Here is a 13,973-nt window from a genome sequence, read left to right on the forward strand (position 1 = left end):
AACTGACAACTGATAACTGACAACTGATAACTGACAACTGGTAACTGACACTTAGCCTCTCTTTCTTGACGTTCTATCCTGGACATCGGAGAAGTTTTCAAACCAACCTCGCCGCCAGAAGAAATAGATGAGTCCAGCAGCGGTTGCTGCCATAGCTGCTAAGCATAAGGGATATCCCCAGTACCAATTTAATTCCGGCATATTCCAGGGAGATTTTTCCGTGTTAAAGTTCATACCGTAGACCCCAGCAATGAAAGTTAAAGGAATAAATATAGAAGAAACTACCGTCAGCAACTTCATGATTTCATTCATTTTGTTACTCACGGCTGATAGGTAGACATCCATTAGACCAGAAGTTAATTCGCGATAGGTTTCTACCATGTCTAAAATTTGTACGGCATGGTCGTAACAGTCGCGTAAATAGACTTGGACGCGATCGCTAATTAAACTGTCATTATCATCGCGGATCAGCATGGCGATCGCATCTCGCTGAGGCCAAATTGCTCGCCGCAGGTTGAGCAACTCTCGCCGGACGCGATAGATTTTGTTTAAAGTTTGCCGCGTTGGTTTAGTAATAACTTCATCTTCTAAGTCTTCCATCTGTTCTCCGTATGCTTCCAGTACGGGAAAAAAGCCATCAATAATCGAATCTATCAACGTATAGGCTAAATAATCTGCTCCTAGCTTGCGGACGCTACCTTTGTTGTAACGAATTCGCTGGCGTACCTGTTCAAAGCAGTCGTGTTCTGGTTCTTCTTGGACTGTAAGTAGGTAGTGTTTTCCTAAAATAAAACTGACTTGTTCGCTATGAAAACCACCACTTTCTTTTGGTATCACCATCCGTGCGATCATGACTAAATGGTCTTCGTAATCATCTTCTACTTTGGGACGCTGCGGTACGTTGACGATATCTTCTAAAACCAATGGATGCAGATTAAAAACTTGTCCCAATCTTTGTAAGATATCTTCGCTACCTAAGCCTTGTACGTCAACCCAAGAGACAGATTCGGTGTCCAGATAGGAAAGGCATTCTTCTGGCGTGGCTAAGGTTTGGCGTGTTGCGTCTGCTTCGTTGTAGTCAATTAAAACGATAACTGGTGGTTGAGCATCAACCCCAATATTCAAAGTTCCTGGTAGACTACCTGGTTTGTCGTAAAAGTAGTCAAAGTGAGGCTGTGTGTCTGGTTTAGCAGCACGAATACGAGATTTTGTCATGAACGAGATGCGCGCGGGACTCCATCGCGATCTTAATCCTTATGATGCGTTTAGGTTGTGTTACGATCGTGCTTTCTTATCACGGGAACAGTATAAACTGGAGCGATCGCGCTGCTCAATCTATGGAAAACTCATCCTTATTCACTCAAGTCGTACAATCTTTAGAGCAAAATGAAGACTCAGCTCGAATTAAAAAACTTGCTTTTTACGTAGCAAAACAATTTTGGGCTAGAGACCAAAACCAGTTAAATAGTATTAGTTTACTCGATTTAATCCAAGATTTGCTTATTAAATATTCAGATATAGAAAGCTTGAAAAAAAATGTTTATAGAATGGCACAAACTCTAAACAAGCCGGAGCAGTACTTAAGTGTTGCTAGTACAATTATTGGAGAAGCAGAAATTCTATATAATTTTCAATCAGACAAACTTCAAGAAAGCAGAATAAGTTCTGATTCCGATCTGATTACCGTTCCTTTAGTCCCGGCAATTCGACAAGAAGCTGTGGTTATTCCCGATTCCCCTCCACCAGCGTCCGTACAAATTAAGAAAAAAATCGAGCCATTTGAAATCCGTCACAAGATAATGCTTCAAATCAATCCCTTGCAAGCAAAAATCTTACTATTTTCCGCGACCGAACATCAATTTGATTGGACTCAACAAGATTGGGCGGCTTTACGCAGTACGGAGCTATACGAATTAATTCGGAATATAACTTATACTTGTCAATCTTTTGAAGCTTTAGTTGATACTCTCGATATAACAGCCCGAAAGCTGGACAAGCCGCACGAGTACCTAGCGATCGCTAATATTATCAGTCAAGCACTTAAACCCATGTTTTGAAGTTTGTATTTTAACTTTTAGCTTTTAGTTTTTGACTTCAGTTGCAATATTTACCGCGCATAATTTATGGATGCTAACGAACTCATACAACGATATGCAAAGGGAGAAATTAATTTTAGCGGTTTGGAATTAAAAGGAATTAATTTATTTGGTGCAGATCTCGTTAGTATTAATTTAACTCAAACCGATTTACGTAGTGCTAATTTAATTTTTGCTTATTTAAATAGAGCGCAGTTACACAAGGCTAATTTAAGTAGCACAAAATTAAGTGGCGCTAACTTAACACAAGCCGATTTACGTGAAATTAAGTTAAACGATGCCGATTTACACGGAGCAATTTTGCAAGGTGCAGATCTGCGCAGTGCCGATCTGAGGCTAGCTAATCTACTCGATGCAAATTTGATCGATGCAGATTTACGTAATGCTAATTTGAGCGGTGCTAACTTAACAGGTGTCTGTCTTCGCGGTGCTAACCTCAGACAAGAACAGAAAGAATACGCTGCTAATTTGCGCAGGACAAGACTGTTTCAAGCCGATTTGCGGGGGGCAAATATGGCAGGTGTAGATTTGTCTGGAGCTGACCTGCGCTGTGCTAATTTAGTTGAAGTCAATTTGCGAGGTGCTAACCTATACGGCGCTAATTTAAGTGAGGCAAATTTAGCCGATGCATTTCTCAGCGATGCAAATTTAGATCGGGCAATTTTGAGAGAAGCAAACTTAAGTAATACTAAACTAGAACGAGTGTTAATGAATGAAGCAGATCTAACCCGTGCTAATTTAAGCCATGCGATCGCACCTGATAGTAAACTGACTAAAACCAATTTGAGTTATGCTAACTTGACCAAAGCTAGAATGAATCGAGTCGATTTCAGTCGCGCTAACTTACTAGCAGCAATTTTAATTGATAGCTCGTTAATTGAAGGCTTTTTGGCACGAACAAACTTAACCGATGCAAACTTAGATAACGCTAACTTATTTAAAGCCGAAATCAGTAGCGCCAACCTCACGGGTGCAACCTTACGCGGTGCGACAATGCCAGATGGTAGTATTAATAGTTAATTTCAAAATGAAATTGTCATAGTGAGGTGAGCAATGCCCACCCTACAATTTTGACTTTTAACTTTTCACTTTTGACTTACCTATGACTGCATTTCGAGTTGGGGTAGCTGGTCCTGTCGGTTCGGGAAAAACGGCTTTAGTCGAGGCGCTATGCAAGCATCTACGTCAGCAATATAACATTGCGGTAGTGACAAACGATATCTATACTCAAGAAGACGCTCAGTTTTTGGTACGCGCTCAAGCACTCTCAAGCGATCGCATTTTGGGTGTAGAGACTGGCGGTTGTCCGCACACAGCGATTCGCGAAGATGCTTCAATGAATATAGCCGCGATCGAACAGTTAGAACAAAAATTTCTCAATCTGGACTTAGTATTTCTAGAAAGTGGTGGTGATAACCTCGCAGCTACTTTTAGTCCTGAGTTAGTAGACCTGACAATTTACGTGATTGATGTTGCAGCAGGTGATAAAATTCCCCGTAAAGGTGGACCAGGGATTACCAAATCAGATTTGTTAGTGATTAATAAAACCGACCTCGCTCCTTATGTTGGAGCCGATTTAAGCGTCATGGAACGGGATGCGAAGAAAATGCGCGGCGATAAACCGTTTATTTTTACAAATCTGAAAACTCAGGCTGGATTAACAGAGGCGATCGCATTTATCGAGAGTTATATCTAAATATAAACGTTAGGGGCGCAAATCTAGCGTTTTCCGTGTAGGTGTCATACATGCGTAGGGGCGCACAGCCGTGCGCCCCTACAAATTTATTCGATGCGGCAAATCTTATACCAGTTTCAGATCTGCATATTCTGCTAGAACATCATCAGAACTGAGCGTGTCACCTTCAGCTTGAGGTGTCCATAACACTTCAATCGCCAAGAGTTTATCGCTAGGAATACTACCAAACTGACGTAGAGCTTGACGCAGATCGTCAGTACTATTGATTGCTGGTATTTGCAATTTACCCAAAGTCGCTGCAATCAGAGTGACGACGATGTATTCACCAGGATCTTTCACGGCTAAATCGCTACTACCAGAGCCGTCACCTGCTGGTAATTCTGCTTTAGGCGTTGCAGCCTTGAGCTGATTGTTGACGTTGGAAAGAGTTTCTTCGCTAAACTTGCTGCGTTCTGCCAAGGATAAACGGTTAAATTCAGCTTCTGCACCCGTCAAGCGAGATTGCTGAGTATTACCACCAGCATAGACCCAATATTCGGGGTGGCGTAACAGCGCTAAAGAAGCTTCTTGCAATACCTGTACTCTACCTTCGGGAGAGTTAGTATCGGCGAGTTCGGCAATCCGGTTGAGTTCAGCCTGTAAGCCTCTTGCTTCAGCCAACAAACCGACTTGTACGCGAGTGACACTGACAGTAGGATTGCTGTCGTATTCTAATTCCTCTACGCTACCACCACTACTAGCACGTCGGAAGGCTTGTAACATAAAGTTGGCGATCGCAAAAAAGATCAGGATCGTGAACAAGCCACCAAAGCCGCCGCCGATGCCAAAGAAGGGAAACAGGAAAGGAAACCCAAATCCACCACCAGGGTAAGGCGCGTAGTAGCCACCACCACCGGGAGCGTATGTTCTAGGAGTAGAGTAGCCACGGCTAGGCGCTCTAAAAGAGCCACCACCAATCCGACCACCACTAGCTGCTAATGCATTATCTGCCTGACCAAACGCTAAAGTAGCGATTAGACCGAATACGAACAAAGATTTTATCAACGGTTTCATGACTGAAAGCAGTTTATTACGCATATCTCACTGCCCGAAAAACAATATTGACTTTGGTTTATTTCCTTTAGGGTAATACGATTTGCCCTTAGTAATAACTCCAAATGATTTGCAGTTGCTTATAGCGTTTAATTCTGACACCGTGCTAGCTATTTGCTTTGCACCAACTACATTTACTAATTTATCGCTTCTAACCCAGCCCTAACCTGTCACTGAGGTAGGATTACCGTACCTTAGAGGATGAAAGAACTATGGCTGCGCCATAGTTCTTTCATTTTTACTGTCCTCGAAACTCGTTCCACAAGGCTACCCAGTCATCGTAATTAGGTACGGTTTCCCAGAAGTGGATTTGGCTGTAGTAATTTTCGATGTCTTCTAGATGGGAATCACGACGCTGTTCGGCGGTGAGTAGCGGTAAAACTTGCTCAGAAACAGCCCAGTAGCCAGTAACCTCTGTCATGGGTTTCTGAGCTTCTCCCGTCAGCATATAATCCATCCAAGCATGGGCGATTTCTTTGTTGGGAGAGCCTTTGAGTAACATCCAAGAATCGCTCCATCCAGTAGTTCCTTCTTGAGGAATAGTCGCTCCTACAGGAAAGTTAGCGCGTTTTAGTTCTTCAATTGCTACGGGCCAACCCCAAGCCAGAGCAATTTCTTTATTTAAAAAGAGTTGGGCTAACTCTCCTTGGCTATTCCAGAATTTTCTGACCTGCGGGCGCAAGCGGAAAAGATCGGGTTTAATATCTGTTGCTAGCCGTTCTTTACTAATGTCGTAGATATTAGAGCTACCTTTCCACAACGCCACATCAGCATTGAAGATGGGGTAGTCAGGTAGAGATACTTTACCTTGATATTCTGGTTGATAGAGGACATCCCAGCTTTGCGGTTCAGATTTGACGACGGATTTGTCGTAAATCAAAAAATCTGGTCCCCAAGCAATCGAAACACCATAGGCTTGACCGTCAAAGGTGTTATACGCTGGTTGCTGAAAAATTGGGAATAGATCTTTGTAGTTGGGGACTAAACTTAAATCGATCGCCTCTACTAAATTGGCATCATATAAGCGTTTGGTTAAGTCTCCCGAAGCAGTGACGAGATCGTATGACTTGCCTTTACTGGCTTTAATCTTGGCATACATCTCATCTGAGGAGCCTGCATAAGTTGGAATGACTTTACAACCATATTTTTGCTCGAATGGTTTGGCAAAAGAGGCATCCATATATCCCTCCCAGCCAATTATTCGTAAAGTGCAGCTTTTGGCTTGGGCGATTTCAGGAAAGGACAGACACGCTACCAGTACGAAACAAATGCTAACGATACTTGCTATCAGTCGCTTCATCATAACTGTCTTTGATTCTGAGTGAGTCACGCGATCGCATTCCACCACAAAATTCAGTGGTAGGGTTTGTAATACGATAAGCTCCGCATTCAGTTAAGGTGATAGTTTTTTCGATTTTCTTATCATATGGTTGTCATTGGTAGTTGTTAGTTGGTGGTTGTCCCCCTTTGCCCCCTTGTCCCCCTTGTCCCCCTTGTCCCCCTTGTCCCCCTTGTCCCCCTTGTCCCCCTTGTCCCCCTTGTCCCCCTTGTCCCCACTCCCTCCGGTCGCGGGTCCCCCTTGTCCCCCTTGTCCCCTTGTCCTCCTTGTCCCCCTTGTCCCCCTTGTCCCCTTGTCCTCCTTGTCCCCCTTGTCCTCCTTGTCCCCCTTGTCCCCCTTGTCCCCCTTGTCCCCACACCCCTTCCTCACGCACCACTCACTTGAAGCTAAGCTAGATTTATTCCTTAATAATTGGCTGCGATGAAATTCAAGCGATCGCAAATCGGATTACTATCACTCTTCCTCTGTTGGGGCGCTATCATACCAGCAGCTACAGCAGCAGAGACGGTAACTTTTCGCTTAGGCTCGTTCGAGCAGAAAATCGAAATGAAGGATTTAGAGCGCTTTGCTAAGAAGGGAAAGTTATCGGGTAGCTTGCAACTCTACGCGCCTTGGCTGACGGATGATGTGAGAGATACGTTAAATCGCCGTTTAGATCTCGATCCGAAAAAGTTTGACCGTTCGATGAAACGCTGGCAACGTTCTGCTAGTGGGAAACAACTGCTAGCGGCTTTAGGGTTAGCTTTTCCCGACATGACAGTAGAGCAATTACACGCTGCTGTTTCTCTGGCTTCGCGAGAATACGATGGGATGAATATTATCAATCTATTGCGTTCTTATCCCGAAGAAAATATTACCGTGGATTTGAGCCAAGTTGCCGGATTGGATTTATCCAACGTGCGATCGCCCACTGCATCGGATGAGGTAGATTCAGAAATTAACCGCAGATGAAAAAAATAAATCGCTTTACGAAATCGCAAAATCTGGCTTTACGTTTATTTATGATTCTTTTACTAACCGCGATCGCAATTTGGGTGTTGCGCGGCTTGGGAATTATCACGTTTCTCCCTGGTGGTATCATTTGGATTTTACTGTTAGTGGCGATCGCGGCAGGTGTATTCAGCCGTTTTCAACGCAGGTGGGTTCGCTTCTAGTCTGCAATTGAACTCAATCTATAAACTTTACTAATCAACCTTAAGGGCGACGGCACGGAATTTAGAGGTTGGTATTCTCCTAGATGAAATAGCGTGAAAAATCTGTTCTAGGAGAACAAAATGACGGCTACAGGTGAGCAAACCCAACCAGCAGTTACAACGGCTGAGCGTACTGTTTCAGCAATTTTCAAAGAGAAGGAACAAGTCGATAATGTCATCCGCCGTTTATTAGATCGGGGTGTTTCCCGCGATGATATTTCTGTAATCGGGAAAAACTTCCACTCGGAAACTAAAATTGCTGGCTTTCTAACGAAGAAAGATGTAATTTTAGGCGGCTTGAAACAAGGAGCAATTTTTGGTTCTCTATTTGGTTCTGCTCTCGGTTTGCTAACGGGGGTAGGAGTGTTATTTGTACCTTTTGTTGGTACGCTGGTAGCAGCAGGTCCCATCGGTGCGGCTTTGTTAGGTGCTGCCACTGGTGCGATCGCGGGTAGTGCGGGTGCGGGTTTAGCTTCTGCTTTGGCGACTCTAGGAATGCCAGAAGATAAAGCCACAATTTACCAAACTCGCATTGAAGCGGGTGATTTTATGGTAGGTGTTGAGGTTCCCGCAAATAAATCTGGCGAGATTCAACTATTACTTGAAAGTGCTGGTGGCGAAGAAGTACATATTAATGAAACGCCGCTACCGCGCTTTGGAAAAGGACAGATTGAAGATCCTAGCAAATTGTCTCCCGAAATCCGCTCTCATCTATCGGAAGACGCACAAAGACTATTCGTTGCTAACTACAATAGCGAACTAGCTCAATCTGGTGATGAATCCAAAGCCGAACATCACGCTTGGGATGTAGTGCGCGAACAGTTCGAGCAAGATGAAAACGGCATCTGGTCTAAATCAAAAATGACCGTATAACTTGTTTTTATGTTTTGTAGGGGCGCATAGCTGTGCGTCCCTACAGCATATATAATTTCATGCTGGAGCGGAAAAATGCAGAAATATATCTGTAGCGTCTGTGGTTACATTTACGATCCAGAAGCAGGAGATCCAGAAGCAGAAATAGAACCAGGTACGCAATTTGAGGATATACCGGATGATTGGGTATGTCCGGTTTGTGCGGCTGCAAAAGAGATGTTTGAACCAGAAAACTAGATTGGGTTTCTTCCTCCAGCCATTAATAACCCAATTGTTTCTATTGTCGCCCTTTCCCGATCTAAAACATCGATAAATTCGCCCCGATATATTACTGCTATGCGATCGCTCATTGCCATAACTTCCTCTAATTCTGTAGAAATATAGAGAACAGCGGCACCGCGATCGCGTTGAGATAATAATTGTTGTTGTACTGCTGCTGTCGCCCCCACATCTAGCCCCCGCGTCGGTTGCATGGCGATAATCAATGATGGTTCTCGATCTAATTCTCGTGCTAAGACAACTTTCTGCTGATTTCCACCTGATAGCTGGCTTACCTTCACATTCCCATCAGAAGCGCGAATATCAAATTGCTGAATTTTAGTCTCGGCATTTTGCTCTATAACCTGTTTTTGTAGCAAGAAACGCCTCACAAAAGGTAACTGTATAAAAGCTTTTAAAATTAAATTATTTGCAATACTAAACCCCATTATCAAACCCATTGTTTGACGATCTTCAGGGATATAACCTATTTGTAATTCTCGAACTCGCTTTTGTGGATTCCATAACGTCACGTCTCGTCCATCCAAGCAAATTTTTCCGGCTTTTACAGAACGCAAACCTGCGATCGCATCTGCTAATTCTCGCTGTCCGTTCCCATCAACTCCAGCAACACCTAGAATTTCGCCTGCATGAAGTTGAAACGAAATATTTCTGATTGCGGCAACACCGCGATCGTCTTCCACTTGTAAAGACTGTACGGACAATATTTTTTTTCCTAGAGAAGTTGCAGATTTATGTAACTGTAAAACAACTTCTCGCCCTACCATTAATTCTGCTAACTGTTGCGGACTAGAAGCTTTTGTTGTGGTATTTGCTACGACTTGACCTCGCCGTAATATAGTGACGGTGTCGCATAAACTTATGACTTCTTCCAGCTTGTGGCTGATAAATATAATTGTTTGTCCTGCTGCTGCTAGCTGTCGTAAAATTGCAATTAAAGATTCAACTTCTGAGGGTGTGAGTACGGCTGTCGGTTCATCTAAAATTAACAACCGGGCTTGACGGTACAAAGCTTTAAGAATTTCTACTCGCTGTTGTACCCCTACTGGTAAATCTCCTACTTTTGCTTTCGGATCGACTTCTAAACTATAAATTTGAGATAATTCAGTAATTTCTTGTTGTTTATGTCGCAAATTTAAATTAAAGCGATCGCCCGTTCCTAAAATAATGTTTTCTGTGACTGTGAGTTGCGGTACGAGCATGAAATGTTGGTGAATCATGCCAATGCCAAGTTGAATTGCCTTATTAGAGGAATTAATTAAAACTGGTTTATCTTCTAAATAAATTTGCCCGCCATCCGGCTGATAAAGTCCGCTGAGAATATTCATTAAAGTAGACTTACCCGCGCCATTTTCTCCTAAAAGCGCGTGAATCGTTCCAGCAGCCACGCTCAAACTAATGTTATCGTTAGCCACAAACGAACCAAAGCGTTTAGTAATTCCTTCTAGGCGTAAATAAGTCATGTCGATGCTGTCTTCACGCATCGCGTCTCTTTGCCACCTTCCTGACAATTTTCAAACGTAATTTTATTATCGATAATTGCTTGTCTAGTACTAAGAACCTGTTTTTGCAATCCTTCTGGAACCATTTGACCGAACTTACCTAAATTTAAAATATCTGGTCTTGCTAAACCAAGGGCATAGGTTTGACCTTTGATTTGACCGTTTTTTGCTTGTTCGGCAAGAAAGGCGATTGCGAGATCGATGCGCTTTAAAGCACTTGTTAAAACTGCTTTTGGTGCAACATTTAATTGATCTGTCGTATTGCCAAAAGCGTAAATTCCTTTATCGCTAGCTGCTTGTAATACTGCTGGAGATGAATTGTCCAACCATTGATAAATCACATCTGCACCCGATGAAATAATTGCCAAAGTTGCTTCTTTTGCCCTAGCAATATCATTCCAATCGCCTGTAAAACTAGAACTAATTTGAACGTTAGGTTTAACAGATTTTGCCCCTAACTCAAACCCGCGTAATTCTTGTAATGTAGCCTCAAAAGATTGTCCGGCTAAATAAGCTAATCTATTAGATTTTGTCATTGATGCCGCAATGATGCCGCATAAATAGCTGGCTTGTAAATGATCGATGCGTAATGCAGCCACGTTTTCTGCATTCACAGAACCATTCACAGCGACAAAAAACGTTTTAGGAAACTGAGTAGCAACTTGTTCCACTGCTGCGTCAAATTGTCCTCCGTGGGCGAAGACGACGTTAAAACCGCGACGGGCGAAGTCTGACAAAGCCTCGGCTTGATCTGGTTGCGCGACTTGTTCGACGTAAGCTGTTTCCGCCCCTAGCTTTTGTTTGGCGATGTTTACGCCTTCGTAGCCTGCTTGATTCCAAGCTTTATCCGATCTTACTCCAGGCAGGGCGATCGCCACCTTAAATCCTTCACCACCCCCCGCTGCTGGAGTCGGGCTGTTGCTCGTTTGGGTAGGATTAGAATTGCCACAAGCCTTGAGTAACAAACTTGTACCCAATGCAGCCGCACCGTAGAGTACAAATTTACGCCGACTGATTTCTAACATATCGCGTCCCTTCAATTAAGGAGTACCAATTTAGTTACTTATACGTTTTATTTATTAAAAATGGTATTTTATAATACTTTAAAAATAATTTATCTACTCCCTGCTCCCTACTCCCTACTCCCTGCTCCCTGTTATAATTAACAAACCACAGCAGCACAAAGAAATGACTACAGCAAATACAGTACAACAATTACAGGCTGAGTGGGTGACGCAGGAAAAATTTCAGCGTTATGGGCAATTAATTCTTCCCAGTCACGATGGTAAAGCTTACGATTCAAACGATGCTCAATTAAATTTGCAAAATGGTATACCGCGATTTTATATCATGCGGTTACAGCGACGAGGGCGAAAATTTCATACCATAACTCGTCACGTAAAATGCACTCAGTGTTTGGGTTCGTTAGCAGGAAAAGATTGGTTAATTGCCGTTGCACCTCCTAATAATGATGTCAATACACCAGCACTAGAAGAAATAAAGGCTTTTCGGATTCCTGGGAATTGTTTTATTAAATTAGCAATAGGAACTTGGCACGCTGGACCATATTTCGAGCATGAAATGGTAGATTTCTATAATTTAGAATTAGCCGATACCAATTTAGTAGACCATTTCACCCACAATTTTCTTCAGAGCGATCGCTTGGAGTTTGAGATTATTTAGCTGTTTATTTTATTTCTATTCCCGCTTGTAATTCCAAAGCTTTGATTGCTGCTGAAGCATTTTCCTCGCCCCAGCCGTGGTTTACCGCAGCTTTAACTGTCTCCCGGGCAAGTGCGATCGCGGGAATAGGAGAATTATTATCTTGGGCGAGTTGCGCGATTAAATTTGCATCTTTTAACAACCACTTCAAGGCAAAACTCGTACTAAAATCTCTTTTAACTAACGTACTTCCCATCCCATCAAAAATGGGTGATTTAAAATCAGTTACGTGCAAAACATCGAGTACATCTTGAGGATTTAATCCCGCTTTTTTGGCTAATATCATCGCTTCCCCAAGGGCTTCAATTTGGGAAATTACAACTGCGTTACCAACTAATTTCATTGTCGCGCCCATGCCCGTTTCGCCCATATAATGTATGGTTTCGCTTAAGGGTTCGAGGATGGGTTTAACTTTTTCAAAAACTTCCTTCTTGCCACCGACAACAATCCACAAACCACCAGCCGCAGACTCATTTTTACTGCCAAAAACGGGTGCATCGATAAATTCTACACCCTTCTCTGCATATGCAACTGCCTCCCGCCGACTTGTATTTGGATGAACGGTACTCATATCGATCGCAATTTGTCCCTGATGCACCCCAGAAAGAATACCATCTTCACCAAAAACCGTATCTGCGATCGCTTCTTCATTGCTCAAACAATACATGACGATCTCAGCATTAGCTACTGCTTGTGCTGGCGTATTGGCTTGAGTCGCACCTTTTTCTACCAAAGGAGTGCAGCGATCCGGTGTCCGATTCCAGACTGTAACCGAATGTCCGGCTTGGAGGAGATTACCCACCATCCCGCTACCCATGATCCCTAAGCCAAGATATGCAATCTTCATCAAATTACCTAGTTTGCGAGTGTCTAAGAGGGAATCTAGCTCGTTTTAACGGGAATTCTCGTCTACATATTGGAGGATAATTTTATTGGTAATTGGTAATTGGTAATTGGTAATTGGTGGCTAATGGCTAGATGTTTCGGTCGAGTCACTGATAACTGACAACTGACAACTGACAACTAAAACTGCTATATGTCAATACCTCCACTTAACACAGAAACGATTTGGGCGATTTTGAACGAAGAAATTGACGATAATATGGTGAATCAATTAGTTTGGCACTATCTAGGCTATCGTTACAACGAAACAAATAATGTTTGGGATACTACAAATGTAGCTCCAGAATGGCGTGACGAGTATCCCACTACGCCCCCAGATTTCATTGATAGTCGCCCAGCCAGCGTTAAGCTGACTCGTTCGATTCCGTCAGAAAACAAGCAATTATTAAAAGAACAATTGGGTTTTAAAGGTTACAAAATTGGTGAATTTGGTCCACGTCAAACTCGCCGCGCTACAGTTGCTAATTGGTTGTTGAGTTATATGCAATTGCAAAAACCTTGAATTACAATTTAAAAAATTGCGTGTACGATGCTGGTAGGGGCGCACAGCTGTACGCCCCTACTGATTATGCATGTTAATTAATTCTCTACCGATCGCGTCGAGATTGATATTGCCTAAGATACCATTGCCTTAATTCTTTGTAACTATTGACAGCTAACCCCAAAAGAATCAGCGCTACAATACCTCCTAATTGTGGTGCTTTCAAAGCTAAATAAACGAGGAAAATACACAAGCTATCTTGCAGAAAAGATAGCCAAAGAGAAAAACGATTCCAACGATAAAACCACCCAGCTTGAATCAGTTGTAAGAGTAAAGCCACAAAGCCGCCAACTAAGCCAATTAAAATTTTTGGTACACCTTGAATAAGCGCGATCGCTAATATAGCTCCGATAATTGGGCAGAGTGGTAAATATGCGATTTGCAGCAAGCGCTGACCGAGCAAATTTTTTGAGGCGATTAACTCAATTAAACAACAACTTATCAGAATACCTAACACGATTGGCGGATAAATATTAGATAAAATGGGAACGTTGTACCAAAAGTTTTCCCCCTGCAACAATCCTAGAACCAGCAAAGGCAAAGTAATTCTAATTCCCGCCGCCGCCGAAATCGAAAGCGCTGCTAAAATTTCTACTATCGCAACATCTAAACTCAATTATCTCCTAAAGTTAGCTATTCTCCTGCCCAAGGGTTTTCAAAAAATGTCACGCAAAGACGCAAAGGCGCAAAGCAACCTCTTAGCGCCTTTGCGTCTTTGCGCGCTCGAAATCCAGAAT

At 42.9% G+C, this 13,973-nt stretch carries 17 protein-coding genes; 9 read left to right on the plus strand and 8 right to left on the minus strand.

Features of this window, described 5'->3' with window-relative positions; translation table 11 throughout:
* Positions 1-51 precede the first annotated feature (51 nt).
* Complete coding sequence (gene corA / locus M5J74_RS02895) at positions 52-1,215, minus strand: magnesium/cobalt transporter CorA (RefSeq protein ID WP_106218546.1); 1,164 nt, start codon at positions 1,213-1,215, stop codon at positions 52-54.
* A 41-nt stretch (positions 1,216-1,256) separates the two neighbouring features.
* Between corA and M5J74_RS02900 the strand changes: the two genes are divergently transcribed.
* The 3 genes from M5J74_RS02900 (at position 1,257) to ureG (ending at position 3,792) form a co-directional block, all read left to right on the plus strand.
* Positions 1,257-2,057: a hypothetical protein gene (locus tag M5J74_RS02900; RefSeq protein WP_106167534.1), complete on the plus strand. Its 801-nt coding sequence runs from the start codon at positions 1,257-1,259 to the stop codon at positions 2,055-2,057.
* A gap of 66 nt (positions 2,058-2,123) precedes the next feature.
* Complete coding sequence (locus tag M5J74_RS02905) at positions 2,124-3,116, plus strand: pentapeptide repeat-containing protein (protein ID WP_250015286.1); 993 nt, start codon at positions 2,124-2,126, stop codon at positions 3,114-3,116.
* 82 nt (positions 3,117-3,198) lie between these two features.
* Positions 3,199-3,792 carry an urease accessory protein UreG gene (gene ureG / locus M5J74_RS02910; RefSeq protein ID WP_015152631.1) on the plus strand — a complete coding sequence of 198 codons (594 nt, stop codon included), beginning with the start codon at positions 3,199-3,201 and terminating at the stop codon, positions 3,790-3,792.
* Positions 3,793-3,897: 105 nt separating this feature from the next.
* Here ureG and M5J74_RS02915 read toward each other — a convergent pair whose 3' ends face one another.
* The 3 genes from M5J74_RS02915 to M5J74_RS02925 form a co-directional block, all read right to left on the minus strand.
* Positions 3,898-4,869, minus strand: coding sequence for a DUF1517 domain-containing protein (locus M5J74_RS02915; RefSeq protein ID WP_250015288.1), 972 nt, complete (start codon positions 4,867-4,869; stop codon positions 3,898-3,900).
* A gap of 253 nt (positions 4,870-5,122) precedes the next feature.
* Complete coding sequence (locus M5J74_RS02920) at positions 5,123-6,187, minus strand: PotD/PotF family extracellular solute-binding protein (RefSeq protein ID WP_250015290.1); 1,065 nt, start codon at positions 6,185-6,187, stop codon at positions 5,123-5,125.
* A gap of 143 nt (positions 6,188-6,330) precedes the next feature.
* Positions 6,331-6,579: a hypothetical protein gene (locus M5J74_RS02925; protein WP_250015291.1), complete on the minus strand. Its 249-nt coding sequence runs from the start codon at positions 6,577-6,579 to the stop codon at positions 6,331-6,333.
* A gap of 64 nt (positions 6,580-6,643) precedes the next feature.
* Between M5J74_RS02925 and M5J74_RS02930 the strand changes: the two genes are divergently transcribed.
* From M5J74_RS02930 to rd, 4 genes are all read left to right on the plus strand, one after another.
* A complete protein-coding gene (locus M5J74_RS02930; protein WP_015152635.1) occupies positions 6,644-7,174 on the plus strand; it encodes an alpha/beta hydrolase in 531 nt (176 codons plus the stop codon).
* Positions 7,171-7,377, plus strand: a complete 207-nt coding sequence (locus M5J74_RS02935) for a hypothetical protein (RefSeq protein WP_250015293.1) — start codon at positions 7,171-7,173, stop codon at positions 7,375-7,377. The genes M5J74_RS02930 and M5J74_RS02935 overlap by 4 nt, the downstream gene beginning before the upstream one ends.
* Before the next feature lie 120 nt (positions 7,378-7,497).
* A complete protein-coding gene (locus M5J74_RS02940; protein WP_106170877.1) occupies positions 7,498-8,289 on the plus strand; it encodes a ChaB family protein in 792 nt (263 codons plus the stop codon).
* Positions 8,290-8,364: 75 nt separating this feature from the next.
* A complete protein-coding gene (rd, locus tag M5J74_RS02945) occupies positions 8,365-8,526 on the plus strand; it encodes a rubredoxin (protein WP_015152638.1) in 162 nt (53 codons plus the stop codon).
* On the opposite strand, the gene M5J74_RS02950 is transcribed toward rd, so the two are convergent.
* Positions 8,523-10,031: an ABC transporter ATP-binding protein gene (locus M5J74_RS02950; protein ID WP_371933998.1), complete on the minus strand. Its 1,509-nt coding sequence runs from the start codon at positions 10,029-10,031 to the stop codon at positions 8,523-8,525. The genes rd and M5J74_RS02950 overlap by 4 nt on opposite strands.
* Positions 10,028-11,095: a BMP family protein gene (locus M5J74_RS02955; RefSeq protein ID WP_106218695.1), complete on the minus strand. Its 1,068-nt coding sequence runs from the start codon at positions 11,093-11,095 to the stop codon at positions 10,028-10,030. Before M5J74_RS02955 ends, M5J74_RS02950 begins: the two co-directional genes overlap by 4 nt.
* 163 nt (positions 11,096-11,258) lie before the next feature.
* Here M5J74_RS02955 and M5J74_RS02960 point away from each other — a divergent pair, with 163 nt between their 5' ends.
* On the plus strand, positions 11,259-11,753 hold the full coding sequence (locus tag M5J74_RS02960; RefSeq protein WP_199755617.1) for an ureidoglycolate lyase: 495 nt from the start codon (positions 11,259-11,261) through the stop codon (positions 11,751-11,753).
* A 4-nt stretch (positions 11,754-11,757) separates the two neighbouring features.
* Here the strand turns inward: M5J74_RS02960 and M5J74_RS02965 are convergent, their stop codons facing one another.
* Positions 11,758-12,639 (minus strand): NAD(P)-dependent oxidoreductase, encoded by an 882-nt coding sequence (locus M5J74_RS02965; RefSeq protein ID WP_250015296.1) that lies wholly within the window; start codon positions 12,637-12,639, stop codon positions 11,758-11,760.
* A 189-nt stretch (positions 12,640-12,828) separates the two neighbouring features.
* On the opposite strand from M5J74_RS02965, the gene M5J74_RS02970 reads away from it, so the two are divergent.
* Positions 12,829-13,197, plus strand: coding sequence for a DUF1823 family protein (locus M5J74_RS02970; protein ID WP_015152643.1), 369 nt, complete (start codon positions 12,829-12,831; stop codon positions 13,195-13,197).
* Between the two features lie 85 nt (positions 13,198-13,282).
* Here M5J74_RS02970 and M5J74_RS02975 read toward each other — a convergent pair whose 3' ends face one another.
* Complete coding sequence (locus M5J74_RS02975; RefSeq protein ID WP_199755616.1) at positions 13,283-13,852, minus strand: DUF4126 domain-containing protein; 570 nt, start codon at positions 13,850-13,852, stop codon at positions 13,283-13,285.
* Positions 13,853-13,973 lie beyond the last annotated feature (121 nt).

It is taken from the genome of Chroococcidiopsis sp. CCNUC1 (assembly GCF_023546805.1).
Taxonomy (GTDB): Bacteria; Cyanobacteriota; Cyanobacteriia; order Cyanobacteriales; family Chroococcidiopsidaceae; genus Chroococcidiopsis; species Chroococcidiopsis thermalis.